Annotated in this window: 30 protein-coding genes and 3 tRNA genes; 19 read left to right on the forward strand and 14 right to left on the reverse strand. The window is 54.3% G+C overall.

From position 1 onward, the window contains the following. Positions 1 to 172: 172 nt before the first annotated feature. Complete coding sequence (gene thyX / locus TW80_RS07360) at positions 173 to 1,078, reverse strand: FAD-dependent thymidylate synthase (protein ID WP_045996602.1); 906 nt, start codon at positions 1,076 to 1,078, stop codon at positions 173 to 175. 137 nt (positions 1,079 to 1,215) lie between these two features. Between thyX and TW80_RS07365 the strand changes: the two genes are divergently transcribed. Then, the gene (locus TW80_RS07365; protein ID WP_045996603.1) at positions 1,216 to 2,598 is read left to right on the forward strand and encodes a surface lipoprotein assembly modifier; all 1,383 of its coding nucleotides are present in this window, start codon (positions 1,216 to 1,218) and stop codon (positions 2,596 to 2,598) included. Between the two features lie 63 nt (positions 2,599 to 2,661). Here TW80_RS07365 and TW80_RS07370 read toward each other — a convergent pair whose 3' ends face one another. The 3 genes from TW80_RS07370 to TW80_RS07380 all read right to left on the reverse strand — a co-directional run bounded on the left by TW80_RS07370 (position 2,662) and on the right by TW80_RS07380 (position 3,363). Continuing rightward, entirely contained in the window at positions 2,662 to 2,859 is a 198-nt protein-coding gene (locus TW80_RS07370) for a CsbD family protein (protein WP_045997090.1), read from the reverse strand. 90 nt (positions 2,860 to 2,949) lie between these two features. Further along, positions 2,950 to 3,141, reverse strand: a complete 192-nt coding sequence (locus tag TW80_RS07375; RefSeq protein WP_045997091.1) for a PLDc N-terminal domain-containing protein — start codon at positions 3,139 to 3,141, stop codon at positions 2,950 to 2,952. Between the two features lie 147 nt (positions 3,142 to 3,288). Next, a tRNA-Thr gene (locus TW80_RS07380) sits at positions 3,289 to 3,363 on the reverse strand. A gap of 87 nt (positions 3,364 to 3,450) precedes the next feature. Between TW80_RS07380 and TW80_RS18280 the strand changes: the two genes are divergently transcribed. From TW80_RS18280 to TW80_RS07430, 11 genes are all read left to right on the forward strand, one after another. Further along, the gene (locus tag TW80_RS18280) at positions 3,451 to 3,600 is read left to right on the forward strand and encodes a hypothetical protein (RefSeq protein ID WP_204218474.1); all 150 of its coding nucleotides are present in this window, start codon (positions 3,451 to 3,453) and stop codon (positions 3,598 to 3,600) included. Positions 3,601 to 3,606: 6 nt separating this feature from the next. Continuing rightward, entirely contained in the window at positions 3,607 to 4,875 is a 1,269-nt protein-coding gene (murA, locus tag TW80_RS07385) for a UDP-N-acetylglucosamine 1-carboxyvinyltransferase (protein ID WP_045996604.1), read from the forward strand. Continuing rightward, on the forward strand, positions 4,872 to 5,345 hold the full coding sequence (locus tag TW80_RS07390) for a DUF2948 family protein (RefSeq protein WP_045996605.1): 474 nt from the start codon (positions 4,872 to 4,874) through the stop codon (positions 5,343 to 5,345). Before murA ends, TW80_RS07390 begins: the two co-directional genes overlap by 4 nt. A gap of 60 nt (positions 5,346 to 5,405) precedes the next feature. Continuing rightward, positions 5,406 to 6,716 carry a histidinol dehydrogenase gene (gene hisD / locus TW80_RS07395; protein WP_045996606.1) on the forward strand — a complete coding sequence of 437 codons (1,311 nt, stop codon included), beginning with the start codon at positions 5,406 to 5,408 and terminating at the stop codon, positions 6,714 to 6,716. Further along, positions 6,713 to 7,192 (forward strand): UPF0262 family protein, encoded by a 480-nt coding sequence (locus TW80_RS07400; protein WP_045996607.1) that lies wholly within the window; start codon positions 6,713 to 6,715, stop codon positions 7,190 to 7,192. Before hisD ends, TW80_RS07400 begins: the two co-directional genes overlap by 4 nt. 1 nt (position 7,193) lies before the next feature. Continuing rightward, a complete protein-coding gene (locus TW80_RS07405) occupies positions 7,194 to 7,688 on the forward strand; it encodes an arsenate-mycothiol transferase ArsC (RefSeq protein ID WP_045997092.1) in 495 nt (164 codons plus the stop codon). Between the two features lie 125 nt (positions 7,689 to 7,813). Further along, positions 7,814 to 8,032 carry a translation initiation factor IF-1 gene (infA, locus tag TW80_RS07410; protein WP_007205486.1) on the forward strand — a complete coding sequence of 73 codons (219 nt, stop codon included), beginning with the start codon at positions 7,814 to 7,816 and terminating at the stop codon, positions 8,030 to 8,032. Between the two features lie 90 nt (positions 8,033 to 8,122). Further along, on the forward strand, positions 8,123 to 8,728 hold the full coding sequence (locus tag TW80_RS07415) for a Maf family protein (protein ID WP_045996608.1): 606 nt from the start codon (positions 8,123 to 8,125) through the stop codon (positions 8,726 to 8,728). Then, positions 8,725 to 9,759, forward strand: a complete 1,035-nt coding sequence (locus tag TW80_RS07420) for a ribonuclease E/G (protein ID WP_045996609.1) — start codon at positions 8,725 to 8,727, stop codon at positions 9,757 to 9,759. The genes TW80_RS07415 and TW80_RS07420 overlap by 4 nt, the downstream gene beginning before the upstream one ends. Next, positions 9,759 to 9,944 (forward strand): DNA gyrase inhibitor YacG, encoded by a 186-nt coding sequence (locus TW80_RS07425; protein WP_045996610.1) that lies wholly within the window; start codon positions 9,759 to 9,761, stop codon positions 9,942 to 9,944. Before TW80_RS07420 ends, TW80_RS07425 begins: the two co-directional genes overlap by 1 nt. Positions 9,945 to 10,038: 94 nt before the next feature. After that, a tRNA-Phe gene (locus TW80_RS07430) sits at positions 10,039 to 10,113 on the forward strand. A gap of 310 nt (positions 10,114 to 10,423) precedes the next feature. Here TW80_RS07430 and TW80_RS07435 read toward each other — a convergent pair. Beyond that, positions 10,424 to 10,879, reverse strand: a complete 456-nt coding sequence (locus TW80_RS07435) for a hypothetical protein (RefSeq protein ID WP_045996611.1) — start codon at positions 10,877 to 10,879, stop codon at positions 10,424 to 10,426. A 496-nt stretch (positions 10,880 to 11,375) separates the two neighbouring features. Between TW80_RS07435 and TW80_RS07440 the strand changes: the two genes are divergently transcribed. Continuing rightward, on the forward strand, positions 11,376 to 11,852 hold the full coding sequence (locus TW80_RS07440) for a hypothetical protein (RefSeq protein ID WP_045996612.1): 477 nt from the start codon (positions 11,376 to 11,378) through the stop codon (positions 11,850 to 11,852). A gap of 155 nt (positions 11,853 to 12,007) precedes the next feature. Here TW80_RS07440 and TW80_RS07445 read toward each other — a convergent pair whose 3' ends face one another. The 6 genes from TW80_RS07445 to TW80_RS07470 form a co-directional block, all read right to left on the reverse strand. Then, positions 12,008 to 12,406: a DUF3732 domain-containing protein gene (locus TW80_RS07445; protein WP_239450516.1), complete on the reverse strand. Its 399-nt coding sequence runs from the start codon at positions 12,404 to 12,406 to the stop codon at positions 12,008 to 12,010. Between the two features lie 200 nt (positions 12,407 to 12,606). Next, complete coding sequence (locus TW80_RS07450; RefSeq protein ID WP_045996614.1) at positions 12,607 to 13,479, reverse strand: NAD(P)-dependent oxidoreductase; 873 nt, start codon at positions 13,477 to 13,479, stop codon at positions 12,607 to 12,609. A 30-nt stretch (positions 13,480 to 13,509) separates the two neighbouring features. Next, positions 13,510 to 15,396 (reverse strand): acyl-CoA synthetase, encoded by a 1,887-nt coding sequence (locus TW80_RS07455; protein WP_045996615.1) that lies wholly within the window; start codon positions 15,394 to 15,396, stop codon positions 13,510 to 13,512. A 115-nt stretch (positions 15,397 to 15,511) separates the two neighbouring features. Next, on the reverse strand, positions 15,512 to 17,302 hold the full coding sequence (locus TW80_RS07460) for an ATP-binding cassette domain-containing protein (protein WP_045996616.1): 1,791 nt from the start codon (positions 17,300 to 17,302) through the stop codon (positions 15,512 to 15,514). Positions 17,303 to 17,403: 101 nt separating this feature from the next. Next, positions 17,404 to 17,477, reverse strand: a tRNA-Gly gene (locus TW80_RS07465). A gap of 170 nt (positions 17,478 to 17,647) precedes the next feature. Then, positions 17,648 to 19,204 carry a bifunctional metallophosphatase/5'-nucleotidase gene (locus TW80_RS07470; protein ID WP_045996617.1) on the reverse strand — a complete coding sequence of 519 codons (1,557 nt, stop codon included), beginning with the start codon at positions 19,202 to 19,204 and terminating at the stop codon, positions 17,648 to 17,650. A gap of 162 nt (positions 19,205 to 19,366) precedes the next feature. On the opposite strand from TW80_RS07470, the gene TW80_RS07475 reads away from it, so the two are divergent. After that, a complete protein-coding gene (locus TW80_RS07475; protein ID WP_045996618.1) occupies positions 19,367 to 19,699 on the forward strand; it encodes a DUF952 domain-containing protein in 333 nt (110 codons plus the stop codon). Next, positions 19,696 to 20,748, forward strand: coding sequence for a quinone-dependent dihydroorotate dehydrogenase (locus tag TW80_RS07480; protein WP_045996619.1), 1,053 nt, complete (start codon positions 19,696 to 19,698; stop codon positions 20,746 to 20,748). Before TW80_RS07475 ends, TW80_RS07480 begins: the two co-directional genes overlap by 4 nt. Here TW80_RS07480 and TW80_RS07485 read toward each other — a convergent pair. The 3 genes from TW80_RS07485 to TW80_RS07495 are packed head-to-tail and all read right to left on the reverse strand — an operon-like array spanning position 20,710 to position 22,965. Beyond that, entirely contained in the window at positions 20,710 to 22,044 is a 1,335-nt protein-coding gene (locus TW80_RS07485; protein ID WP_045996620.1) for an MATE family efflux transporter, read from the reverse strand. The two genes, TW80_RS07480 and TW80_RS07485, sit on opposite strands and share 39 nt — an antisense overlap. Continuing rightward, positions 22,037 to 22,528, reverse strand: coding sequence for a PaaI family thioesterase (locus TW80_RS07490; protein ID WP_045996621.1), 492 nt, complete (start codon positions 22,526 to 22,528; stop codon positions 22,037 to 22,039). The genes TW80_RS07485 and TW80_RS07490 overlap by 8 nt, the downstream gene beginning before the upstream one ends. Further along, a complete protein-coding gene (locus tag TW80_RS07495; protein WP_045996622.1) occupies positions 22,525 to 22,965 on the reverse strand; it encodes a PaaI family thioesterase in 441 nt (146 codons plus the stop codon). Before TW80_RS07495 ends, TW80_RS07490 begins: the two co-directional genes overlap by 4 nt. 145 nt (positions 22,966 to 23,110) lie before the next feature. Between TW80_RS07495 and TW80_RS07500 the strand changes: the two genes are divergently transcribed. The 4 genes from TW80_RS07500 (at position 23,111) to TW80_RS07515 (ending at position 26,626) form a co-directional block, all read left to right on the forward strand. Then, entirely contained in the window at positions 23,111 to 23,479 is a 369-nt protein-coding gene (locus tag TW80_RS07500) for a MerR family transcriptional regulator (protein ID WP_045996623.1), read from the forward strand. 193 nt (positions 23,480 to 23,672) lie between these two features. Then, entirely contained in the window at positions 23,673 to 24,074 is a 402-nt protein-coding gene (locus tag TW80_RS07505) for a MerR family transcriptional regulator (RefSeq protein ID WP_045996624.1), read from the forward strand. A 39-nt stretch (positions 24,075 to 24,113) separates the two neighbouring features. Continuing rightward, the gene (locus TW80_RS07510; protein ID WP_045996625.1) at positions 24,114 to 25,892 is read left to right on the forward strand and encodes an acyl-CoA dehydrogenase C-terminal domain-containing protein; all 1,779 of its coding nucleotides are present in this window, start codon (positions 24,114 to 24,116) and stop codon (positions 25,890 to 25,892) included. 98 nt (positions 25,893 to 25,990) lie between these two features. Further along, the gene (locus tag TW80_RS07515) at positions 25,991 to 26,626 is read left to right on the forward strand and encodes a glutathione S-transferase family protein (protein WP_045996626.1); all 636 of its coding nucleotides are present in this window, start codon (positions 25,991 to 25,993) and stop codon (positions 26,624 to 26,626) included. The last annotated feature ends 13 nt before the right edge of the window (positions 26,627 to 26,639 follow it).

The following is a 26,639-nucleotide window of genomic DNA, read 5'->3' on the forward strand; positions in this document are numbered from 1 at the left end:
GAACCTGCGCTAGCTATTCGAGCAGTGGCGTTAAAGTGTGTTCCAGCTAGAACAAACCCACACCAATCACCACAAAATGGACACTGCGCTCGAACAGACTTTGGAATCTGAACCTTTTGTCCGCTGTCGCTCCAGCCTTTACAGGCGTCCAAACTGATTAGTGCTCCATCCCTCACCCAATAATCCCTTCAAACTCCCGCCATTCACCTTTGCTCATCCCAGAGGTTTCCTGAGTGACCTTTTCACCTTTAAGCATACGCCGCACGCAATCGATTGCCTTACCAGATAGGTTGGCTCCGCCCATGCGGTAGTCTTCGAATGCGGAATAGGCTGCGGGCACCCAGTCGGCGACGACGTTGCAGATCGCGTCGGCATAGACTCGGATTTCGTATTGCGCGTGGCTATCCGCCCGGAGCCGCAGGAAGTGGAACAGGTTGTGCAGGTCGACCTTCCAGTACCATTGCGTATAGATGTTGGCTGGCAGGTTCATCCGTGCCAATTCGCGGGCCAGACCCTGCTGACCTTCTTGGTCGATCATCTCGGCGTAGTGGTCATAGCAACGTGCTGCGTCACCTTTGAGGTATTCCAGCACGCGGGCGGCTTCTTCACCGCTCAGCGCCTCGCCCCGACCCTGATTGTTGATCACCGATTGCGCGGCGAGCTTGTCGGGTTCAGGGATATAAAATTCGCGATCCAAGATCGAATAGCGCGCGGAGTATTCGTTCACGTTGGCCGTCCGGTGACGGATCCACTGACGCGCGACAAAGACGGGCAGTTTCACGTGCAGTTTGATTTCGCACATTTCAAATGGGGTCGAATGCCAGTGGCGCATCAAATAGCGGATAAGCCCCTCATCGTTTTGAACCGATTTCGTGCCCTTACCGTAAGATACACGCGCGGCCTGACAAATCGCAGCATCATCGCCCATATAGTCAATGACCCGGATAAATCCGTGATCCAAGACTTCGTGCGCTTTATAAAGGTGCTGCTCCATTCCTTCGGCAACGGCACGCAAAGTTGGCTTTGGATTCGCACGTAGTTCGTCGATTTCGGCCTGTTGTTCGGCGGTAATGGGCATATTTTTCTCCGGCTGCTCGATTCGCGTTGTTGTCACTATAGAGTGTCTGGCCCCGGCAGGCACCCAAGATGTGGCTAGCGACTGCGCGCTAGCTGTGGCACTGTGCCTGAAAATCGTATTTCCAATGGGTTATCTAAATGCGCCTGCGCACACTTGCCTTAATTACTTGCCTTTTCACGCAACCAGCCGCGGCGCAAACTGCAATTGACGTTACAATTGAACAAGCCCGTACGATTGCCACCCGGGCACTTCAGGCCGGAGATTATGAGACTGCGCAAGAAATCGCGCGTCAACTGCTCGCGCAGCACCCTGACGATCGCGTTGCATTGTTGGTCATGGCTGCCACCCTGCCCCGCACCGGCGAACCGGCTCAGGGACGTGCCGCAGGTGCCCGCGCGTGGCGACTGTCGAATACTGATGCCGAGAAGTTCGAAGCTGCCCGCCTAACGGCCGGAGCGGCCGTCGCCCAAGAACGGTTTACGCTTGCAACGTTGTGGTTGCGCCGTGCCTTGATCGTTGCCCCAACGGATGCCGACTACGACCGCACAATCGCAGATGCACGGGTGGTCAAACAGCGTAATCCGTGGCTCACCCAAATTAGTTTTTCGGTTGTTCCGTCTAGCAATGTGAACGGCGGTTCCACGTCCGATACCCTCAGCGGTCCCGGACTCGAGGATATCATCTTCAGAGACCTGTCCGAAGATGCGATGGCGCTAAAGGGCATTCGCGCTACGCTGAATCTGCGCACGCAATACCGGATAACCCAATCTCCAGTACATCGCTTAGCTGTCGGTGGGCGCTATCAAGGGGCCCGTGTCAAACTGACTGACGCGGAGACCACACCCGATGAAACCTTTGCCACAAACGCCTATGAATTGGATCTGCGTTATGATCGGGTATTACCCAAGGGTGCATTGCAACTATCGTTGGCTGCCCGTCGCACCGATTATGGCGTCCTTGATGCATCGGATTTGACTGTAGATCGGCTTACCTATGATAGCAGACGCGCCGAAATCGGTTATCGTCTACCAGTCGACGATCGTTCCGAAGTGAGCGTGGCACTCGCAAAAGAAAAGTTGTCCTACGAGGAAACCGCCATCGGCGAGATCGACCGCTGGTCCCTGCGCAGCGCATTTGGTCAGCGCCGCGCCAACAATGACCGCTGGCATATGATGTTGTCCTATCAAGACAGCGTCGGCGACAACGATAATTATACCTCTCAGGCACTTACATTACAGACGGGCTATGACTGGGCGGAACAGTTGGGTCCGATGACCGTGGGACTGGATGTAGGTGCAACCTGGGCCACCTATCCCGACTACGCGCTCCTTGGATCAAGGATCACGAATGGCCGTCAGGATAGAACATTCTTCTACAATATTGAGGTCGGGTTTCCCGATGCTGCGTTTGCAGGTTTCATTCCGGTCCTGACTTGGGCGCACAATATAACAGATAGCAATGTCAGCCGCACCGACCGCCGCACTGGATCACTCGGGATTTCAATCAATTCGGCATTTTGAATCGCTTTACTCATGACAGATGCTAGCTGAACGGGGCAGCCAGATGGCCGCCCCTTGCAACGGTCAGAGCTGCTTCGTGAACGACTCGACTTCTTCCTTCGCCTGCTCTTTTGTTTTTCCGTATTTGGCCTGTATCTTGCCTTCTAGCGCTTCGCGATTGCCGTTGATTTCGGCAATATCATCGTCGGTGAGATCAGCCCACTTCGCCCTGAGGCTGCCGGTCATTTCTTTCCATTTTCCTTCGACTTGATCCCAATTCATTTGCTTTCCTTTCACGAGTTTATCCGCGCCCAGCAATGACATCGCCGGGCGTTCTGTTCATTTGTGATGTTCTAAGTTCGGGCTGCGTGTTTAGACGATCTGTCTGCGCGCGCGTGGTCCTGCAACGAGCCACACGATAAAGCCGATGAGCGGCAAAATGAGGACAAGCAACACCCAAAGCACTTTGCTTCCTGTGGTATTGGCCGAACCCACAATTGATACGATCGCCACGACATCTAGGATGAGGACAAGCAGACTTCCGATTCCGGTAATTTCCAACATTGCGTTCTCCAATTTGTTCTTGGTGCTCTGTTGGACAATGCGCGAAACGCGGATTGGTTCCCGATAGGTGGCAAAATATTCGGCGATATGCCCAACCGACAACAATGGTTTGCCGTCAAAAACGCAGAAGGAACAATTGGGTTGGGATGGTGCTGTGAGAGAGGATTGAACTCTCGACCTCACCCTTACCAAGGGTGTGCTCTGCCACTGAGCTACCACAGCATCCGTGAGGCGGGGAATTAGCGTCAATTGCGTCGTGGTGCAAGCCCTGACTAGACGCTTTTTGCGCTAATTGCTAACAGGACTGTCATGAGCGACAAACAAAGCAAGAATAGCAAGGGCAAACCCGCCACAAGCCGCGAAGATCGGCTGAAGGCGGCGCTCAAGGCAAATATGGCAAAGCGCAAGGCCCAGGCCCGTGCGCGTGCTTCTAGCAGTGACGATACACAGAAAGAGTAGACAGGCATGGATTCGATTGTTGTCAAAGGCGGCAAACCCCTCAACGGAAAAATTGAAATCGCCGGGGCCAAAAACGCGGCCCTCGCGCTGATGCCTGCAACGCTGCTCTCAGAAGAGCCGCTAACGCTGACAAATGCGCCGCGTCTGTCAGACATCAAAACGATGACGGCGCTCTTGCAATCGCTGGGCGTTGAAGTCACCGCAATGCAGGATGGCAAAGTCCAAGTCCTGTCGTCGCATGCGATGACATCGACCACTGCGGATTACGAGATCGTTCGCAAGATGCGTGCCTCCAACCTTGTCTTGGGGCCGCTTTTGGCGCGTCATCATCAGGCGGTGGTTTCACTGCCCGGCGGCTGCGCCATCGGTGCACGCCCAATGGATATTCACGTCACAGCACTCGAGGCCATGGGCGCAGAGATCGAACTCAAGGACGGTTACCTGCATGCAACCGCTAAAGGTGGGCTGAAAGGCGCAAAAGTACCGCTTCGCTTTGCCTCCGTTGGGGCTACTGAAAACGTGTTGATGGCCGCCACCCTCGCCAAGGGCACAACTGTTATCGAAAATGCAGCACGCGAACCTGAGATCGTAGACCTTGCCCACTGTTTGCGGCGCATGGGCGCCCATATTGAGGGCGAAGGCACAAGCACAATCACCATCGAGGGTGTCGATCGGCTTGGCACTGCGTCTCATCCTGTTGTCACTGACCGAATCGAACTGGGCACCTATATGCTTGCCCCTGTCTTTGCCGGTGGAGAGGTCGAATGTATCGGCGGACGTTTGGATCTGGTTGGCTCTTTCGTTGAAAAGCTGGACGCAGCCGGTGTTGATGTCACCGAAACCCCTGATGGGCTAAAGGTAAGCCGCCGCAATGGTCGCGCGCAGGCGGTTGATGTCACGACCGAGGTCTTCCCCGGTTTCCCAACCGACCTGCAAGCACAGATGATGGCCATGCTTTGCACCGCAGAGGGCACATCGGTTCTCGAAGAAAAAATCTTTGAAAACCGGTTTATGCATGCGCCGGAATTGATCCGCATGGGTGCGAATATCGAAGTGCATGGCGGCACGGCGACGGTACACGGCGTTGAGCGCCTAAAAGGTGCGCCCGTTATGGCGACTGACCTGCGCGCGTCCGTGTCCTTGATCCTTGCCGGGTTGGCGGCTGAAGGTGAAACCGTCGTGAGCCGCGTTTATCACCTTGATCGTGGTTACGAACACGTCGAGGAGAAGCTGGGCGCAATTGGTGCGCAAATTGAACGGGTATCTGGATCATGACCGAAGACGCACGTTTCGAAGACGGCAAAGAAACGCCTCTGCGCCTCAAGGCGCTGGATGCAGACGATCTGACCATCATTGCCGCCCTTACCCAAGACGCCGTGTTCCCAGCTGCAGAAATGCGCTGGGATCGCAAAACGCGGCGTTTTGCGCTGCTGTTGAACCGTTTTCGCTGGGAAGACAGTGAAAACACGCGCCGCCACGGTCATGAACGCGTCCAATCCGTCTTAGCGTTTGAGGATGTCACACGCGTCCAAAGCATGGGTGTTGATAAATCGGACCCCGAGATGGTTTTTTCCTTGCTTTCTATTGGGTTTACGCCCGGCGAGGACGGAACTGGACGCATTGAAATGACCCTTGCAGGCGACGGCGCGATTGCGCTTGATGTCGAAGCGCTCGAGGTGATTTTGCGCGATGTGACCCGCCCCTATGTCGCCCCATCAGGCAAAGCCCCAACCCACCCCGCGTGATATATTGGCGCATTGATGCGCGCAGCTCAGGCGGCTATGTCCGCCCCGAAGGAGTGCCCCATGCCACAGTTTCTAAATACATCTGACGCCGATTTCGAAGATCGCTTTGTCGCCCTTTTGGGTGCCAAACGCGAGGACAGCCCAGATGTGGATCATATTGTGGCACAGATCATTGCGGACGTGCGCGAACGTGGCGACACCGCTCTGATCGAACTCACGGCAAAATTTGACCGACTAGAGCTAACCCCAGAGACCATCCGTTTCTCGCCCGCCGAGATTGATGCCGAATGTGCCAAGGTCAGCGCCGAAGATCGCGCCGCGCTCGAACTGGCGGCAGAGCGCATTCGCGCCTATCACGAACGCCAGATGCCAGCCGATGAAATGTGGACCGACAGCACCGGGGCTACATTGGGCTGGCGCTGGACGCCGGTTTCGGCAGCAGGACTATATGTGCCGGGGGGGCTTGCCTCTTATCCGTCTTCCGTTTTGATGAATGCCATCCCTGCCAAGGTTGCTGGCGTTGGACGTTTGGCGATTGTTGTGCCGACCCCAGATGGTGCGGCGAACCCGTTAGTGCTGCTGGCTGCCAAAATCGCGGGTGTCGATGAAATCTACCGGATCGGTGGGGCGCAAGCGATCGCGGCCCTTGCCTATGGCACACAAACGATTGCCCCGGTTGATAAGATCACTGGCCCAGGTAACGCATTTGTCGCCGCCGCCAAGCGCCGTGTTTTCGGCAAGGTTGGTATTGATATGATTGCTGGCCCCTCCGAAATTCTTGTCATTGCGGACAAAAACAATGATCCCGATTGGATTGCGCTAGACCTCTTGAGCCAAGCAGAACATGACGAAAGCGCACAATCGCTGCTGATTACAGATAACGCTGACTTTGGCCAAGCGGTGGTTGCTGCGGTCGAAAAGCGGCTCGAAACCCTTGAGCGGCGGGCCATCGCGGGGGCAAGCTGGCGTGACTTTGGTGCGGTCATAACTGTCGCTAACATGGCAGAGGCTGTCGCCCTATCCGATCGGATCGCGCCCGAACACCTTGAGATTTGCACCGAAAATGCCGAAGAATTAACCAATCAGGTCACCCATGCAGGGGCAATCTTCATCGGAGGTTGGACACCAGAAGCAATCGGTGACTACATAGGGGGGCCTAACCACGTGCTTCCCACAGCGCGCTCTGCTCGTTTTTCTAGTGGATTGTCCGTCATGGATTTCATCAAACGTACAACATTGTCGCGGATGTCGCCCGAAGCCTTGGCTGCAATCGGGCCTGCTGCTGAACGGCTTGCCAAATCCGAAAGCCTCGAGGCCCATGGCCTCTCTGTTCGTGCGCGGCTTGATCGGCTCAACAAAGGTGAGCCATGACCAAGATCACACATATCACTCTCGACGACAGCGGCCTGCCCGCGCCGACCCCCGAAATCGAACAGGAACGCAAAGTTGCGATGTTTGATTTACTCGAGGACAACAGCTTTGCCCTGCCCGCACGCGAGGGGCGCGATATACCTGCAGGTCCCTATCGGTTGGGCCTGTCGATCCGCGAACGGCGCCTAGTGTTCGACATCCTGACAGATGACGAACGCCCCGCAGGCGAATTCCACCTGTCCCTTGGGCCATTTCGGCAGGTCGTCAAAGACTATTTCCAAATTTGCGAAAGCTATTTTGACGCGGTCAAAACCCTGCCACCCAGTCAGATCGAAACGATTGATATGGCGCGACGCGGCATTCACAACGAAGGCGCACGGGTGCTGCAAGAACGACTCGAAGGCAAGGCAGAGGTCGATACCGATACTGCCCGCCGACTGTTTACACTTATCTGCGTTCTACACTTTGGTGGCTGATTTGGCGGCAAACGATAAAATCGAGCCCCTCCCGCAGTCAGTGCTGTTTTGCTGCGACTATAATTCTGTCCGCTCGCCGATGGCCGAAGGCATCATGAAAAGCCTCTACGGCAAGGATTGCTACATCCAATCAGTCGGCGTCAAAAATGACCTCGAAATTGACGGCTTCGCTGTCGCGGTTTGCGATGAAATCGGGGTAGAGCTGGCGCGCCACCAGTCGCGCACATTCGACGAAATGGAAGAATGGGGTGATGATCTTTCATCATTTGATCTTGTTGTCGCGCTTTCGCCGGCTAGTCAGCGACGCGCGCTCGACCTGACCCAGTTTTATCACCTCGAGGTGGAATACTGGCCGATCCTTGACCCAACTGGCATTGGTGACGGTCGCGAGGCGCGGCTTGCTATTTACCGTCAAGCCCGAGATCAAATTCGGTCTCGATTGCTGGAACGTTGGGGCCCCGGCAAGGTAAAAGCCCCCTCAGAAGCACAAAACTGAACTAAATTTTACATCATATCAGCGACATTCGTAAGGTTCCGAGGATTAGGCCTTGAAAATTTACGGTTTCAGGCGCATTTAAGCGCCGTCCGCGACATGCGCGGAGGTGAAACACAGGAGATCACATGGCCAAGGAAGAACTACTCGAATTCCCAGGTGTCGTGAAAGAACTTCTGCCAAACGCGACGTTTCGGGTCGAGCTAGAGAACGGCCATGAAATCATCGCGCATACGGCAGGTAAAATGCGCAAGAACCGCATCCGCGTTCTGGCCGGCGACAAAGTTCAAGTCGAAATGACACCTTACGACCTGACAAAAGGTCGGATTAACTATCGCTTTAAATAAGGCGAAACGCGTGTTTCGCCCTTTGCGGGTCAGCATTTTGCAAAGATGTAAAATGCGGCCCTCGCTCTTCTTTTGCGAAACGGCTTATCTATGACTACGCTTCCCCGTCACGACAACCTCAAGCTTGTTCTCGGATCTGGGTCACCGCGCCGTTTGGAACTGCTGGCGCAATTGGGTGTGACACCCTTTGCGATTCGCCCCCCCGATATTGACGAAGACCCGTATTCGGCCGAACTCCCCCGTGTTTATGTGAACCGGATTGCCGCTGAAAAAGCGGCCGCTGTCGCAATCGCAGATGACGAAATACTGCTTTGCGCCGATACGACCGTGGCCTTAGGGCGCCGCATCATGGGCAAACCCAGTGGCGCCGACGAAGCACGCAAATTTCTGTCGGCTCTTTCTGGGCGACGCCACAAGGTGATCACCTCGGTCGCGATCAAACGCGGCGAAAATCTGTGGCAAAAGGATGCCGTCAGCAGTGTCGCGATGAAAAACCTGTCAGACGCCGAAATAGAAAGCTACATCGCCAGCAACGACTGGCAGGGCAAGGCAGGCGGCTACGCCATCCAAGGCCCCGCTGGCGCATTCATCCCGTGGATCAACGGCTCTTACACGGGTATTGTTGGCTTACCGCTGACCGAAACCGCCGGGCTTTTGACTGCGGCTGGTTTCCCTCTTTACAAAGGTGACACATGAAGGGTCGCGCGATCATTCTGGACCATATTGGCGAGCACGAGGCCGCTGCCTACCTCGTCGATGGTAAACTTGACGATCTGTTGATTGACGAAACAGATGCACCACGTCCGGGCGCGATCTTTCGCGGTATCTGCGACCGCCCCATCAAGGGCCAAGGCGGCATGATGCTACGCCTACCAGACGGCGAAATGGCGTTCTTGCGCGCTGGAAAAGGTCTGCGCCCCGGTCAGCCTCTGCTAGTGCAGGTCACCGGCTACAGCGAGGCAGGCAAAGCAATTCCCGTCACTGATCGCGTTCTCTTCAAAAGCCGCTATGCGATCGTGACACTCGGCAAACCGGGCTTGAACATCTCTCGCCAGATCACCGACGACGACAAACGCGATGCCCTGCTTGGTATCGCACATGAAGTTTTTGACAGCGAACACGGATTAATCCTGCGTTCATCTTGCGAGGACGCAAATGAGGAAGACATCGCAGATGATATCGTTGCGATGCTTTCGCTTGCTGATGCTGTATTGGCTGATGCAGATGGGAAAACACCAGAGGCGCTTACCGAAGGCGATGGCCCGCACACGCTTGCTTGGCGTGAATGGACGGGTGCCGCGTCAATCGTCACCGCCCCCGGCAGCTTTGAAACACACGGCGTTCTGGATCAACTTGCTATGCTCGAAGGAGCGCACGTCCCGCTCGGCGAAGGGTCGATGTACGTGGAACCAACCCGCGCCCTTGTCGCCGTTGATGTGAATACTGGGAACGACACCTCGCCTGCCGCTGCACTCAAGACCAATCTCGCAGCCGCACGCGCCCTCCCCCGCGCGCTACGCCTGCGTGGCCTTGCTGGACAAGTCACTGTTGACTTTGTCTCCATGTCCAAGGCCCATCGCAAACAACTCGAGCAGTCTTTGCGCGCCGCGTTCAAAAACGACCCTATTGAAACGTCACTCGTTGGGTGGACTCCGATGGGCCTTTTCGAATTGCAGCGTAAACGTGAACGTCCTCCCTTCCCCAAGCAGCTATTTGCGAATCTCTAATGGCCTGTCCGATCTGCAAAAAACCGACCCAAGCCAGCTATCGGCCATTTTGTTCAAAACGCTGCGCAGATCTCGATTTGGCGAAATGGTTTAGCGGCAGCTATGCGATTCCAGCAGCCTCTGGCGACGATGACGAAGAGCTTGAAAACGAACTCCAGCGCGCATCTGAAAAGAAACCGCACTAACAGCGAATTTTCCGCAACTTCCCTCTGGACACCCCCCGCGCCCCCGTCTAAAACGCCGCTACCCAAGGGGATGCATCAAGCAAAACCAACCCGTGCCCGGGTAGCTCAGGGGTAGAGCAGTGGATTGAAAATCCTCGTGTCGGTGGTTCGATTCCGCCCCCGGGCACCACTTTAATAAAATTTAAATATACATATCAATACGTTACACCAGAATTATGTATCTACTATGAGCCATACTATGGACCATTTTTGTGTCGGTGCGTCACGCCGTTCTTAACGACGGGGTAAGTCATCTAAGCGCCACTTCAGTGCCATCGTACCATTTCGTTAGCCGCCTTTCATATTTGTGAACCCGTCCGTTTTGCACGCCAATGTCTGCTGTGCGGACGAAGCCGACCTTGATCGATTTGGGATGAATGGCCGCTTGCCGCATGCTGCACGTGCGGGGAAATGCGGCGAGCCCAAAGTGGCCCTCTATATTACGTGGGAGGTTGGACCACAAATTGCGCCCATTCGTGGGGGCGTAACGTATAGGATGGAATGCCCCCAATACTAGGGTTTCCTTCACGTTGCGCCATTTCATGAGCCAGTGCCGCCATAACGTAAGTATGGTTCCCATCCACTAACACCTCTCCCAGGCCATTTTCACTCTCGCAAATGATGATCGGCTTTAGCCCCATGTGAATGGTGCGCTTTTCAAGTGTTTCCAGCTCAACAGTTCCGGTCGAGATTAAATAATTAACCATCTCCACACTAAAGGGATGCATCATGGGCTGAAGGTTTTCTTCTGCCCATTTCCGCATCGGAGCTACAATTAGCGAGACTTCATGTCCTCTTAGGTCTGGAGTGGTGAAAATCTCGGTAACATTTTTCTTGAAATACTTGAGTGGCTTGGACTTACCGCTGTTTGCTTTCCGTCTTCCGTGTCTATTCATTATTTCAACCACTATTTTCGGGCTCTCTGTGGTGCCGATATTAATGATGAATCGTGCAAATCAGAGTTAATCCTACAAATTTTGTGCCGCCAATAATAGCGACGCGACACGGACTCCCCGGATGGCGAACTCGTCCCGCAAAGCCGACTTTGGTGTGTCAGATCGTGCTGCACTGTGCCACCGATGGCCGGTTGTGGGAAGCTGCGCCGCAGCGAGGTTCAACCTAGCGAAGGCCTGAATAGGGCCATTGTGTCGGCGCTGAGTTTTCCTGTTTCCAAAAAGTAGACTTTAGCTGTGGCACAGAAATTCGTCAAAGTTGGCTCTGACCGGCCATTCGTCGCGGTTGCAAACTTTGTTTGGTTCATTTTTGCTCGTCAATGACTGGTGCGCGGACTAAGGATAGCGGGCATCGTGAGGCCATGTGGGAAGCAACGCGCCATGTCTATGACTGTAACAAATACATACAAGGCACGTTTGGACCTTCTAGGTAATTAACATGGCAACATATGAAGTAAGAGATCTGCTTGAAGAGTGGAAATCCGTACAGTGCACTCGCCCAAACAAAACGGAGGAATTGTTTGAGCGACCAACGTCAAATCAAAGCAGTGAATATGCCGTCTGGCAATTACTGGGTGACGATGCCATCGACGGCAAAGTAGAGCTAATGCTGAGTAGCTTTGATGCGGTTTTTTTCCTCAAACCAAAATGGTTTCAAAAACTGCTACCACTCATTCTTGAGGCTCTTATTGAGGGTCGAGAGCGCTATCTCGAAGTGCCATTAATTAGCACAACGCTGAACCTTGCGATTAAAAGTAACCGTAGGCTGCAAGGAATGACAAAGAGGGAATTTAGTCTTTGTTTTGCAATCATAGTCAATATTAAAAAGTATAATATACTCGGGATTGAAAGTAAGATCATGTTTGATGGAATGTTAGATGAACTCAAAGCAATTTGTTTTGCACGTTCACAATGAGTCCGGGTTTTTCTCGCTCAATTCAACAAGCGTAGGTTGGGAGATCGCACGCGTCAATTGATTGCAGCGCGTAGCTAAAGTTACACAAAAAGAACGAATCTCATGGTGTTTTATTGAAACCAGATCGACAAGTCTGTGTTCCATAGGGTGCAGCATTATCGTCCCACAGCCAATGGTCGTAGCCATTGCTTAGGAAGATCACGCTCATCTTCAGCTCTTTCATCCTTTGGATAGTATGGGCGGCTTATCTGGTCGACTAGCAACAAACCCGGAACCGGCGACGAAACCTGTTCAAAATGTTTGTGCAAACCGAATAGGAGCGCCAAATGTATAGCTAAATAGTTCTGATCTGAACCAACTTCGACCATAGTCAGCGAGCGTTGACGCATCGCCTCAACGACCCTAATTCTTCCATCAGCTAGAAACTGCATTCGAGCACCGGTCAATGGCTCGGTGGAGGGTAACTGCGCCAACATTTCCGACGAATAGTTTGAAACCATATTCTCTGCGTGTGCTATCTTGTCGCGCAGCGCCTGCGGATCACCTGGCACCACCAAGGCAGCGCCAGCCTATCTTACCTTTCATCACCTAGGCATGGACCGACGGTTCTGAGCCCTCGACATAGCCGAGCCAAACAACGACCTCATCGCTGCCAGCTACCTACGCGGCTACGCTATTGGCATTCGTTTGCAGAAATTTACTCTAAGCGGTTCTTCGCAGGGCTTTGCCCGAACCACTGTAGAGTGAACCGCTACTATCCTTCGTTTTGCAGCCGTTTGATCAGTGATGAGGTATCCCAGCGGCCGCCGCCTTGTTTTTGCACGTCCTTGTAGAACTGATCGACGAGCGCGGTGACAGGTAGGCTCGCGCCATTTTCGTCGGCGGTTGATAGACAGATACCAAGGTCTTTGCGCATCCAATCCACGGCAAAACCGTGGTCGAACTTATCGTCGAGCATGGTCTCATAGCGGTTGGACATTTGCCAACTTCCTGCAGCCCCCTGGCTGATGACTTCGACCACAGCACGCCCATCCAGACCTGCCATTTGCGCAAAGTGGAGCGACTCGGACAGGCCCTGAACCAATCCCGCAATTGCAATTTGATTGCACATCTTGGTCAACTGCCCTGCCCCGCTTTCACCGATCCGGCGGCAGATTCGTGCGTATGCTTTGATCACGGTTTCAGCGGCAGCATAATGATCAGCATCGCCGCCACACATCACGGATAGGACACCGTTCTCTGCACCTGCTTGGCCGCCTGAAACTGGTGCATCAACGAGGCCGATCTGCTGATTGGCCGCGGCCGCGTAGAGTTCACGTGTCACAGCAGCAGAAACAGTTGTGTGGTCAACAAAAATGGTGCCCGCAGACATACCTGCAAAGGCACCATCGTCGCCCAGGCAAACAGAGCGCAGATCGTCGTCGTTTCCGACACAGGCCATGACCATATCTGCACCACGCGCCGCCTCTCGCGGTGTTTGGGCGAGATGCCCGCCATGAGCGGACACCCAATTTTCGGCTTTTGCGATCGTCCGGTTGTACACCGTGACCTCATGGCCCGCCGCCTGAAGATGCCCAGCCATGGGATAGCCCATAACCCCTAGACCCAAAAACGCGAGCTTTGCCATGATAAACGTCCCTTTGTTTGGGGCGCTTGCTTAGTCGACGACCTCCCAAGCGATTGTATATGCGCCCAATGCTTTAATGATCTCTTGATCGTCTACATCGCCGGTTTTTGCAATATGGGCGACCAAACCGCGTTTCTTATCTTCGGTCACTTCACGGACCTCGGCGCCGATACCCTCGAGGGCTTCGTTATAGATGCGGGTAATCGCACGTTTCCGTAGATCGGGCTTAAAGATTTTACCCACTGCGGTTTTGGGCAGCTCGTCCAATATCTCAAGATACTTTGGATAGGCGGCGCGTTCGTGGATATGCTCTTTGGCAAAGGCGATCAGTTCATCGGTTGAAATGGCCGCACCGTCGACGAGCTCAACATAGGCACAGGGGATTTCACCAGCATGTGCATCTGGTTGACCAATCGCCCCGGCAAAGGCGACGGCCTCGTGACCGGCGAGCGCTTCTTCGATTTCGGCTGGATCGATATTGTGACCGCCGCGAATAATCAAATCCTTGGCGCGACCCGTGATCCACAAGTAGCCATCAGGATCAATCCGCCCCAAATCGCCTGTTCGCAAGTATTGGGTATCAGATTTGTCGCCGCCATAATAGAGATCCGCGTTTTTATCGGCTTCGGTATAGGTCTTGCCATCCGAGACGCCCGGGCTGCTGACGCAGATTTCGCCGATTTCATCGACACCAACTTGTTCACCTGTCGCGACGGACATGATTTTGACGTCGGTGTAGGGGAATGGAATCCCGATTGAACCGACACGTTTCTCGCCCTCTGGCGGGTTGATCGCAACCAGACAGGTTGCCTCGGTCAGGCCGTAACCTTCGCAGATGGTTACGCCGGCAGCCGCCTCAAATCGTTTGTATAGCTCAAGCGGCAACGGAGCCGATCCGCAGAATGCCAACCGCAGTGTTGAGATATCCGCATCCACCTTGCGCTGCATGAGAGCCGACATCGCCGTAGGAACAGTGATCATAAAGGTAACTTTGTGCTTTTCGATCAGCTTCCAGAAGTTGTCGAAAACCCCCTCGCCCCGGTAACCTTGTGGTGTTGGGAAGACGACCTCGGCCCCTGAGCCCAGCGACGCCCCAAGTGAGACGATGGTCGCAAAGACGTGGAATAGTGGGAGCGGGCAAATCTGCACATCTTTTTCAGTGAACAGCAGGCGCGAACCAAGCCAAGCGTTATAAACGATGCCAGAATAGCTATGCTGAACGACCTTGGGCATGCCCGTGGTGCCACCTGTATGGAAATAGGCCGCGACACGATCGGTCGTGCTATCTGCGAATGCCAGCTCTTTGGGTTGCTTGGCGACTTCAGCGTTGAAATCCAAAACACGTGCGTCGTGATTGGTTGGGTTCTTGGGACGGATCAGCGGAACGATCAGGCGCTTAATGCCGGTCAAATAACGCAGCAGATCAACTTCAAGCACGGTTTTGACATTTGGCGCGAAACGAACTGCCTCGGCGGCCTTTTGTGCGACATCCGTTTTTGGGAACGCCTTCAGCGTGACCAGAACCTTTGCATTGGTTTCACGCAAGATAGCTGAAATCTGTTCCGCCTCGAGCAATGGGTTAATCGGGTTAACAATCCCGGCGACTTGGCCGCCCAGATAAGTCAGAATTGTCTCGGTCGCATTGGGTAGCAAGAAAGCCACGACATCGTTTTCACCGACCCCCAATGAGCGGAACAGGTTCGCGGTTTGGGCGGTACGCTCGCGCAGTTCATTCCACGATAGGGTTTCGCATTTCGACGCAGGGTCGGACAGCAGACTATAGGTTACAGCATTGCGTGACCCGTGTTTTGCCGCGGTCTGGCTAAGCATTTCGTAAGTTGTCGTGGGTAGCTCGCGCTGATCCCACGGCTTTTCGTTCTCGATCGCATTTCGATCCGCGACAGTTGCATACGCCATGCCGGTTCTCCTCCCCTGGTGATTTGCCGCGCATTTAAAACGCAGTCTTTGTGTTAGGGTACAGCGTGGGCAAAATAGCTTTCTTTCGCAAGTCTGACGCTACGAAATTTTCGGACTATTCCGCCGCAACCCCATCTGTAAACTGCAACTTTGCCAGCCGCGCGTAAAGTCCGCCCTGCGCCACCAAACTGTCATGTGTGCCCTGAGCGACGATCGCACCTTCTTCAAAGACAACAATACGATCTGCCTTTTTGACTGTGGCCAAACGGTGCGCGACAATCAAAGTTGTGCGGGTCTTGGCCAATTCCTCAACAGCGACTTGGACAGCGTGTTCGCTTTCGGCGTCAAGCGCGCTTGTGGCTTCATCCAACAAGAGCACTGGCGCATCGCGCAAGATAGCGCGCGCGATGGCGATCCGCTGTTTTTGCCCCCCAGAGAGCATCACACCGCGTTCGCCCACATAGCTGTCATAACCGTCAGGAAGCGCCGACAAGAAATCATGTGCAGCGGCGGCTTTGGCGGCCTCTTCGACCTCTGCGTCTGTAGCGTTAGGCCGACCGAAACGAATATTTTCGCGCGCCGTATCCGCAAAGATCACCGGATCTTGCGGCACAAGCGCGATGTGTTTGCGGAACTCAGTCCGCTCCATATCGCGCAAGTCTTGGCCATCCAGCCGCACCGCGCCAATTTGCGGGTCGTAGAACCGTTGTACAAGATGGATCATCGTGCTCTTCCCGGCCCCAGAGGGACCAACAAGCGCAACAGTTTCACCCGGCTGAATATCTAAATTTACCCCATGCAGCGCTGGGATGTCAGAACGCGACGGATAGCTGAAATGCACATCATCAAACTGCAAGGCACCCGTGACTGGGGCAGTGACAGAGGCAGGTTGCTCAGGGTCCTGAACCGTGTCTTCCATCGTCAATAGTTCGACCAAGCGCTCTGTCGCGCCAGCGGCGCGCTGCAATTCACCCCAGACCTCGGACAAGGCAGCAACTGCGCCGCCGACCATGATCGTGTAGATCATAAACTGAACCAGCCCACCTTCGGTGGTTTCCCCTGTGCGGACGTCTTGGGAACCCATCTGCAGGAACAGTACAATCGCTGAAAACACCATAAAGATCACCAGCGCCGTCAAAAACGCCCGCGTCAGAATCCGGCGTCGCGCAGAACGATAGCTTTGCTCGGTGACTTCGTTAAACTTGGCGCGACTGCGATCTTCGTTGGTAAAGGCCTGCACAGTCTGCGCTGACAAAAGCTGCTCGGATGCGCCACCGCTCGATTCGGCGATCAGGTCTTGATTTTCTTTTGAAAGGCTGCGCACGCGGCGTCCCAAAATCATCATCGGGAACAGCACGACTGGGATCGGCCAAAGCACCATGATGCTCATTTTGACAGAGGTCAAAAGCATCAAGACAACACCGCCCATAAAGATCAGGATGTTACGCAAGGCAATCGAGGCAGAGCTACCCACAACAGAGAGAATCAATGTGGTGTCGGTCGTAATCCGGCTGAGAACTTCGCCCGTCATGACACGTTCATAAAATGCCGGGCTCATGCTGATCATCCGGCCGAACACTGCTTTGCGAATATCCGCAACAATCCGTTCCCCCAATCGGGTCACCAGATAGTACCGCACCGCAGTACCCAGCGCGAGCAACCCGGCAAAGGTCAGCATCGTGTTGAAGTGTTCAGACAGAATCGCACCATCTGTGGCGCTGAAATTATCGACGATCAGACGCGCCGCAATTGGCAGGATCAGCGACACAGTCGCGGTAAAGATCAACGCCAGCCCTGCACCAATGATATTGAGCCGATAGGGCTTTAAAAACGGCCATAACGCCTTGAGCGCGCTAATGCGTTTACCGGGGGCGCGTTCTTCAACAACTTTTGGGGGTCGGGCCATCTTAGTCTCATCTCATTGCTTGCCAAAAGACATAAAACCGACCGCATGGTTTCACAAGGCAACCATTCGTATAAGCAAGCGACAAATATGTATGAAGAGAGTGGAGCGGGCGACGGGAATCGAACCCGTATCATCAGCTTGGAAGGCTGAGGTCTTACCATTACACAACGCCCGCGCGCTGTAGGATCGAATTATTGTACTAATCCCAAAGGGTCAAGCGACCACTGGCATTTCTGTGCAGAATTTTGCGCGGACGGGCGATCAAATTTCTAGAAATTTGATTATCCCCATAAAAAACGCGCCGCAGCTTAGCCACGGCGCGCAATCTAATCAGGCAGTAAAGCCTTATTTCATCGCGATACGACCATCTGTGTATGGCGCATATGGCGCATTTTCCGCCAGATATTCGGCTGTCACATCCGCAAGGTCAGGACCAAAGTCATAGGCGTCGGCTGCGTCTTTGAACATGCCATAGCCGTCACCGCCATTGCGTACGTAGTTGTTGGAAACCAGACCATATGTCGCAGTCAGATCAATGGCTTCGCCACCAACCATGACATCAGACACGCGGCTGCCTGCTTCGGCTGCGGGATCAACTGTAAAGGTGATACCTGCAACTTGTGGGAAGCGCCCTGCCCCTTCTTCGATTTGGCTCACACCATTTTCAAGCGCGGCAACAACAGTCTCGCCACTGACAAAGAATGTGGACAGCGTGTTCTGGAATGGCAGCACGGTCAGCACTTCACCCATTGTGACATCGCCTTCGTCGATGCTGGCACGGATACCACCAGAGTTCGCAATCGCAATCTGGATGCCCTGATCCGCAACGCGGTCAAGCATTGCGTCTGCAATCAGGTTACCACCTGAACATTCCATTGCCCGGCAAACGTCGCGGTTTCCTTCGATCGCTGATGCTGCAACGGCAACAACTTTGTTCCGGATTTCCTCGAGCGGCTGCGCCAGTTCAGAGATACGCGCAACAGTTTCCGCATCTTCGGCAACTTGGCCATCGATCAGCAATGGTGCACCAGATGCTTCGGTCACTACGCCCGCGTCATCAAAGGTCACGTTCAGCTCGCCCAGGAATTTACCATAGGCGTAGGCCTGCACGATGGCCGTATCACCAACCATCGTTGGATAAGAACCAGCAGCGCCGTCCATGTCGCCCAGCAACGTGTTCGAGTGACCACCAACGATCACGTCAACGCCAGTCGTGTTTGCAGCAACCTGCTGGTCCACAACGTAACCAGAGTGTGACAGAACGATGATCTTGTTCACGCCGGCTTCGGTCAGCTTATCAACTTCGCCCTGAACAGCCTCGGATGGATCCGTAAAGACGATGTTGTCGCCCGGGCTTGCCAGCTCATCTGTGTCTTGTGGTGTCAGACCGATCAGGCCGATCTGTTCGCCGCCCTGCTCGATCACAGTGGACTTCATCAGAACATCTGCCAACAGGGGTTCGCCAGATACGTCCGCGTTTGACATCAACACGGGGAATTCGACCGAATCCATAAACCCGCGCAGAACCTCTGGGCCGTCGTCGAATTCGTGGTTACCCACTGTCATCGCATCGTAGCCAAGCTTGTTCATGAATTCCGCGGCCATCGCACCTTTGTAGTAGGTGTAGAACAACGTGCCTTGGAACTGGTCGCCGCCGTCAACAAGAATGCTGTTGTTTGAACGCGCACGCGCATCAGCAATCGCTGTCACCAGACGCGCTGTACCACCAAAGCATTCGCCCGCAGCGTTATCTTCGGCAGAACACCCGCTGTCATATTTGCTGATTGGCTCAAACCGCGCGTGGAAGTCATTTGTGTGCAGAATTGTCAGCGAATAATCGGCCGCAGCGGCCCCCGCAGACAGCGCAAGCGCACATGTGGATGTTAAAATACGTGAAATCATTGTTTCAGTCCCCAAGTTGGAATGGGCGTAGCTTGGCAACGCCCCAGTACAGAGTCAAATAGCTTCGCCGCGATCACGCGCCTGCCCCTACGTTAAGGGCGCTCGTATCTTGGCTGCTATCCGCTCCTTGACCAATTTGTGTGCAACCTCCATGACAACGCTATGCTGATATACAAAATCTTCCGTGCCGATGAATGGGCCGACCTGCAAGCCAATGGCGAAACCCAAGGTGCACCGATTGATGTGACCGACGGGTACATCCATTTTTCCACCGCCGCGACAGTCGCTGAAACAGCGGCAAAGTATTTCGACGGGGTTGAGGGGCTTGTCTTGCTCGCGCTTGAATCCGAAAATCTAGAGCCGCTCAAATGGGAGCCTGCACGCGCTGGTGTCCTGTTTCCGCATTTGTACCGTAATTTGCGGATAGAAGACGTCTTGTGGGATGCACCGCTTCCTTATGTTGACGGTGCACATAAATTTCCGGATCTGACATGAAGTTTCTTGAAAAGGCGGGACTGGCCGCGCTGCAACGCATTGATTCTGAAACCGCACATGGTTTGGCGCTTAGGGCGTTGAACACCGGGCTTGGTCCACGAGGTGGCCCGTTTACATCGGATCGCTTACGGACTGATTTTGCCGGTTTGTCTTTGCCAAACCCTGTCGGGCTTGCCGCTGGCTTCGACAAGAATGCGACCGCGCTCAATGCGCTGGCGCGCACTGGCTTTGGGTTTCTTGAGGTGGGTGCAGCAACACCGCGACCGCAACCGGGCAACCCCAAGCCACGTCTTTTCCGCCTGACAAAGGACCAAGCGGCCATCAACCGATTTGGGTTTAACAACGACGGGATGGAGGCCATCGGCACCCGACTTGCCCAGCGCCCCAACGACCGCGTTCTTGGCCTAAACCTTGGCGCAAACAAGGACAGCACCGATCGCGCCGCTGACTTTGCAACGGTGCTGACCCATTGCGGCCCGCACGTTGATTTCGCCACCGTGAACGTGTCGTCACCCAACACCGAAAAACTGCGTGACCTGCAAGGCAAGGCCGCGCTATCGGCGCTTTTGGCTGGGGTGATGGGGGCGCGCGAAAAGCTAGCCAAGCCGATTCCTGTGTTCCTCAAGATCGCGCCGGATTTGACCGAAGAAGAGCTAGCAGAGATTGCCGAGGTCGCGAACAGTTCCGGGATTTCAGCGGTTGTGGCAACGAATACGACGCTGGATCGCATTGGCCTTCACGGGCCACATGCAGCAGAGAAAGGCGGGCTTTCGGGTCAGCCCCTGTTTGAAAAATCCACCCGTACATTGGCAAAGCTTTCGACCATGACGGAACTGCCGATCATTGGTGTGGGTGGCGTCAGCAATGCTGAGCAAGCCTACGAGAAAATCCGTGCAGGTGCGTCGGTCGTGCAGCTATACACGGCGCTGGTCTTTGGCGGGATTTCTTTGGTGGATGAAATCACGCGCGGGCTTGATGCGCTGCTCGCACGTGATGGATTTGCAAATATTTCAGAGGCTGTTGGCAGCGGGCGCAGCGACTGGCTCTGAGGCGCGTTCTAGCGCGGGGTACTTCCAAGCGAGCGTCACCCCGCGCACCACGAAGCTAAGCAAAAACGCGATCCATAAACCGTGATTGCCGTAGAACTGGCTAAGCGGAATGACCATCGCAAAGTAGATGACGGCAGAAACCACCATCATATTGCGCATGTCCTTGGTGCGCGTTGCACCGATAAAGATACCGTCCAACATCCATGCAGCAGCCCCCAATATGGGCGCGGCCACCATGTAAGGCAGAAAGATCGCGGCGGCCTCTTGGACGGGGATATTCTTGGCCATGATCGCGACAATTGTTGTACCGAAAACCGCGAAAACAACGGCGAGCAAGACACAAGTCACTCCACCCCAAAAGCTAGACAACAATGCGCTACGCCGCAGTGCCGCGCGTGATCGTGCCCCCATCGCATTCCCGACAAGCGCCTCGGCAGCGACGGCAAAACCATCCATGGCGTATCCCGTTACACTCAGAAATTGCAGCAGGATATGATTAGCAGCGAGTTGGACTTCGCCGAAACGCGCACCAAAGAATAGAAAACTGACGAAAATCGCCTGCAAGAGTACTGACCGGATCATGATATCCGTGTTCACGGCCGCCATGTTGATCAGCCGCGCACGATCTAAAACGCGTGGCCAGTCCCGCCATGCAGGTACAGCAAACACGTCACGACAGAGCCATACCCCCAGCGACACCCCAGTCCATTCCGCGATAAACGTCGCCCAGGCGACACCTTGGACACCCCAATCAAATCCAAGCACAAAGACCAGATCCAAAACGATGTTGATCCCGTTCATCAGCAATTGAATGGCAAAGACAGCCCCAGTGCGCCCCTGCCCGATGAGCCAGCCCGTAACACCATAAAGTGCAATCATCGCCGGGGCAGACCAGATACGGATCGCCATATAGTCGCGGGCAAAACCTTCGACCGCAGGTGTGGCAGGCGACAGTCGGAATGCGCCCGCGAATAGCAGGCTTTGCAAAGCGATGATGACGATACCCGCAGTGAGCCCGATAATCAGTGATCGGACCAACAATGCTGAGACCTCGGCAGTATCTTTTGCCCCGCTTGCTTGGGCGGTCAGCCCAGAGGTCCCCATGCGTAAAAAGCCAAAGATCCAATAGATCATCGTCAATATGATCGCGCCGATGCCAACACCGCCGATGGGTGCAGCTTCGCCGATTTGACCAACGACACCAGTGTCCACCACGCCCAAGATCGGGACAGTCGCATTGGACAGAACAATCGGTACAGCGATGGTTAGGACACGACGGTGCGTGAGATCACTCATTGGGCTGCGGCATCAAAAAATGCCCGGTCGCTTGTGCGAACAATCGGGTACGGTTGTCTTGCCATGCTTCGACGTGGACGGATGCATAGCGCCTGCCTGATCGGTTCACCCGCGCACGCGCGTAGGCGTCACGCGGCAATCCCGACCGCAAGTAATCAACGGTGAAGTCGATGGTTTTAGGTAAGACAATCGGTGTTTCATCATCAGAGACATGCCCGGCTTCCATATCTTCCCACATCGTGGACCAACTCAGCTCCATGATTGCAGTAACCTCAAGGAAAGCAGCAGTCACCCCACCGTGCAGCGCTGGCAATGCCGGATTGCCGATCAGCATATCATCATAGGGCAAGACCCCCGTGAGTTCATCACCGCGTCGGTCAATCTGAATACCCAAGAATTGAATATAGGGCACGCGCGATACCAATTTTTGCAACGCTGCATCACGGCGCTGCTTAACGATTTGAACTGGCTCTGGTCGCTTCATTGTCCTGCCCTTTGAATAGTGAATGCACCCGTTGCGGTTGCGACTGGGCGATCAAAATCCGCGTCAAAGGCCGTCGCACGAACAAATGCAACGGTTCGGGTTACGTGATAACACTCTGCGCGGGTGGTTAATTGATCACCCGGTTTTGCCGCACGCATGTAATCAATCCGCAAATCCAGTGTCGCTGTTGCAATCGGCGCCGCAGGATGTGCCATCACCGCGGCACCACTACAGGTATCCATCAGCGCCGATACTGCACCACCATGGATGACCCCAGTATCCGGGTCCCCGATCAGGCGCGAATCATAAGGCATTGTAATCTCGGCTTTTCCTTCACCGACCTCGGTCAGCTTCATCCCCAACGCGCGTGAATGGGGGATGGCTTCAATAAATTGTCGGGCAATCCTTGTCCGATCGACAGTGGCATTCTGCGCCATTTTTCTTCCTTGCCTCAAGTTTTGCTAGGTCAGCGCGATTGTGAACGACAACGCCTGAACTGCAAGTACCGATCCGCAAACTTACGCGACAGACCCCGTTGCCCGCCCGCAAAACAACCGTTACGCTAGGTGTAGGGAGATTGCGATGACTGTTAAACGCCTTTCATTCAAAGAGATGTGCGCAGAATTCGATGTGACGCCACGCACATTGCGCTACTATGAATACATCGAATTACTCTCACCCGAAAAAGAAGGTCGATCGCGTTTTTATGGCCCCAAGGAGCTTGCCCGCATGACGCTCATCCTGCGGGGGCGTCGGTTTGGCTTTTCTTTAGAAGATATCCGGCAATGGCTGCTGATCTATGAACACGAAGGCACCGAAGCCCAAATGCGCGAATGGATATCTCTTGCAGATCGGCAAATGGCCGAACTTGTTGAACAGAAAAAGCAGCTCGAAGAAACGATGAACGAACTCGCAGAATTGCGCGACTCAACCGCCAAAACTTTGGGCTGAATCGCCCTAAGGGGGAAGATAGCGCAATTCCTCCCTCTTATAAAATTTCGCCTTCCCTAGCGTCATCTTTCTTTACCTTTCGTCAGCTTTAAAATGACGCGACGTTCCGTTTACGTTAACGTCACCTTTGCTTGTAGGCTGTATCTCAAATCCGCAAGTGCTAATCAGATTGATGAGCACCAAGGAACGAGTAATGACGACTGAAATGATGAACATCCGCGAAATGTGCGACGCCTTTGACGTAACACCACGTACGCTTCGCTTTTATGAATCAAAAGAACTGCTGTTTCCTGTCCGCGAAGGACAAAAACGCCTGTTCTCAAAACGTGACCGCGCGCGGCTCAAGCTGATTCTGCGCGGCAAACGATTTGGGTTCAGCCTCGAAGAGATTCGGCAGCTTTTGGATCTATATCATATGGACGACGGCCAAGAGGCCCAGCTGTCCAAAACCTACGAAACCGCAGAACGCCACCTTGCCGAAATGCAGGCTCAAAAGGCCGAGCTGGAAGAAGCAATCAGCGAACTGCAAGAACAAATGGCCTGGGGATCAGCAAAGCTTGCTGAACTGGGCCTGCGGAAAACAGACGCGGCATAAACCGCCGCATTGATACAGGACTTAGGGAGAGAGACGACCATGCCTATTTACAACGCGCCCACCAAAGATCTGCAATTTGTGCTGCATGATCTTTTGAAGGTCAGCGAACAAGACATCGCTGGCTACGAAGACCTCGACCGGGACTTCACCGGTGCGGTTCTGGAAGAAGCAGGTAAAGTCGCAACCGAAGTTCTGCATCCGCTAAACGTGGTCGGCGACACCGAGGGCTGCACACTCGAAAACGGTGTCGTCCGCACCCCCAAAGGTTTCAAAGAGGCCTTTGAACAAATGAAAGAAGGCGGCTGGACCGCCATGGACTGTGATCCAGAATACGGTGGTCAGGGTCTACCTTACGTCATGAACAGTGCCGCCCAAGAGCCATTCGTCTCGGCAAACATGGCATTCAACATGTACCAAGGCCTAACCCACGGTGCATATTCTGCAATCCACGCGCATGGCTCTGACGACCAAAAGGCGAAATACCTACCCAAAATGGTCTCATGTGAATGGACAGGAACAATGAACCTGACCGAACCACACTGCGGCACCGATCTGGGCCTGATGCGGACCAAAGCGGTCCCGCAAGACGACGGTACATATAAAGTATCGGGTCAAAAAATCTTTATCTCGGCCGGTGACCACGATCTGGCAGACAACATCATCCACCTTGTTCTGGCGAAAATCCCGGGCGGCCCTGATGGGATCAAAGGTGTGTCACTGTTTATCGTGCCCAAATTCATCGTGAACGACGATGGTTCGCTAGGCGAGCGCAACGGTGTTTCCGTCGGTAAGATCGAAGAAAAAATGGGAATCCACGGAAACTCGACCTGTGTGATGAACTACGACGAAGCAACAGGCTACCTGCTCGGCACAGAGCACAAAGGTATGCGCGCGATGTTCACAATGATGAACGAAGCGCGCGTCGGTGTTGGCCTGCAAGGCTACGCACAAGCGGAATCGGCCTACCAGAACGCTGTCGCCTATGCCAACGACCGCCTGCAAGGCCGCGCGGTAACTGGCGCAGAAAACCCTGACGGCCCGGCTGATCCGCTGATCGTGCACCCCGATATTCGCCGCAACCTGATGGATCAAAAATCTTTTGTCGAAGGTGCACGCGCCTTTACGCTCTGGGGGGCCAACCTCATCGACCGCGCGCACCGCAACGAAGACAAAGATGCAGATGGTCTCGTGTCTTTGATGACCCCGGTGATCAAAGGTTTCCAAACTGATAAGGGTTTCGAATTCGCTGTCGCCGCACAACAGGTCTATGGCGGTCACGGCTACATCGAAGAATGGGGCATGTCCCAATACGCCCGCGACGCGCGTATCGCGATGATCTACGAAGGCGCAAATGGCGTCCAAGCACTTGATCTGGTTGGCCGTAAGCTCGCCCAAGACGGTGGCAAACATGTCATGGCATTCTTTGAAATGGTCAAAACCTTCATCAAAGAAAACAGCGACAACGAAGCACTCAAAGCAGACTTCCTCGAGCCGCTGAAAGCCGCGTCAAAAGACCTGCAGGCTGCGGGCATGTATTTCATGCAAAACGGCATGAAAAACCCGAACCATGCACTCGCTGGATCCTATGACTTTATGCACATGATGGGCCACGTTTGCTTTGGTTTGATGTGGGCAAAAATGGCCAAGGCCGCGATGGAAGCACTCGAAGGTGGCGCGTCTGACAAGACGTTCTATGAGACAAAAATCGCTACTGGCAAATACTACATGGCGCGTCAATTGCCGGCGACAGCCACGCACCTCGCCCGTATCAACTCCGGTGCCGACACTGTGATGGCACTGGACGCTGCGAACTTCTAACCTGTGACTGACCGCTCTTGCCGGATTTCCCGGCAAGAGCATTCGTCGCCGTAAACGCGTGACGAAAACAGGCCCAATAGGGCGTAGAGGGGGAAGATATGACGATGAAATTACACTGTTTTGGCGAAAGCGGCCATTCTTACATGGTAGCCATGGCCCTTGAAATGATGGGGCTAGATTGGGAGCCTGTTTTCATCGATTTTTTCAAAGGTGCATCACGCAGCCCAGAATACCGTGAACTGAACATCATGGGCGAAGCCCCTGTCTTGGAAGACGGCGATCTGACGCTGACCCAATCTGGCGTGATCCTTGATTATCTTAGCTCAAAAACTGGTAAGCTCGCAGGCCGTTCTGCGGACGAGCGTCGCGAAGTGCTACGCTGGATGTTTTTTGACAACCATAAACTGTCAAGCTTTGCAGGCATGTTGCGGTTCCAGATGAATTTTTTACCCGAAGAAAAGCGCAGCGCAGATGTGATCGCATTTCTGGCGGGGCGTCTGAAAACAGCGCTCAAAACTGTCGAAAAACACCTTGAGGAACAGGCCTGGATGGCCGGTGATGAGATCACCATCGCTGATCTTAGCTGCGCCAGTTACCTGTATTACCCAGAGCCCTTCACATTTGATCGTAAAGATTATCCAAACATCGACCGCTGGCTTGACGCTATTGCAGCGCAGCCCGGTTGGAAACCACCCTATGAACTGATGCAGCGCGCCTTTTCAGCGACTGCGTAAACCGGAGGAAACC

This window comes from Loktanella sp. S4079, assembly GCF_000967725.1.
Taxonomy (GTDB): Bacteria; Pseudomonadota; Alphaproteobacteria; order Rhodobacterales; family Rhodobacteraceae; genus Yoonia.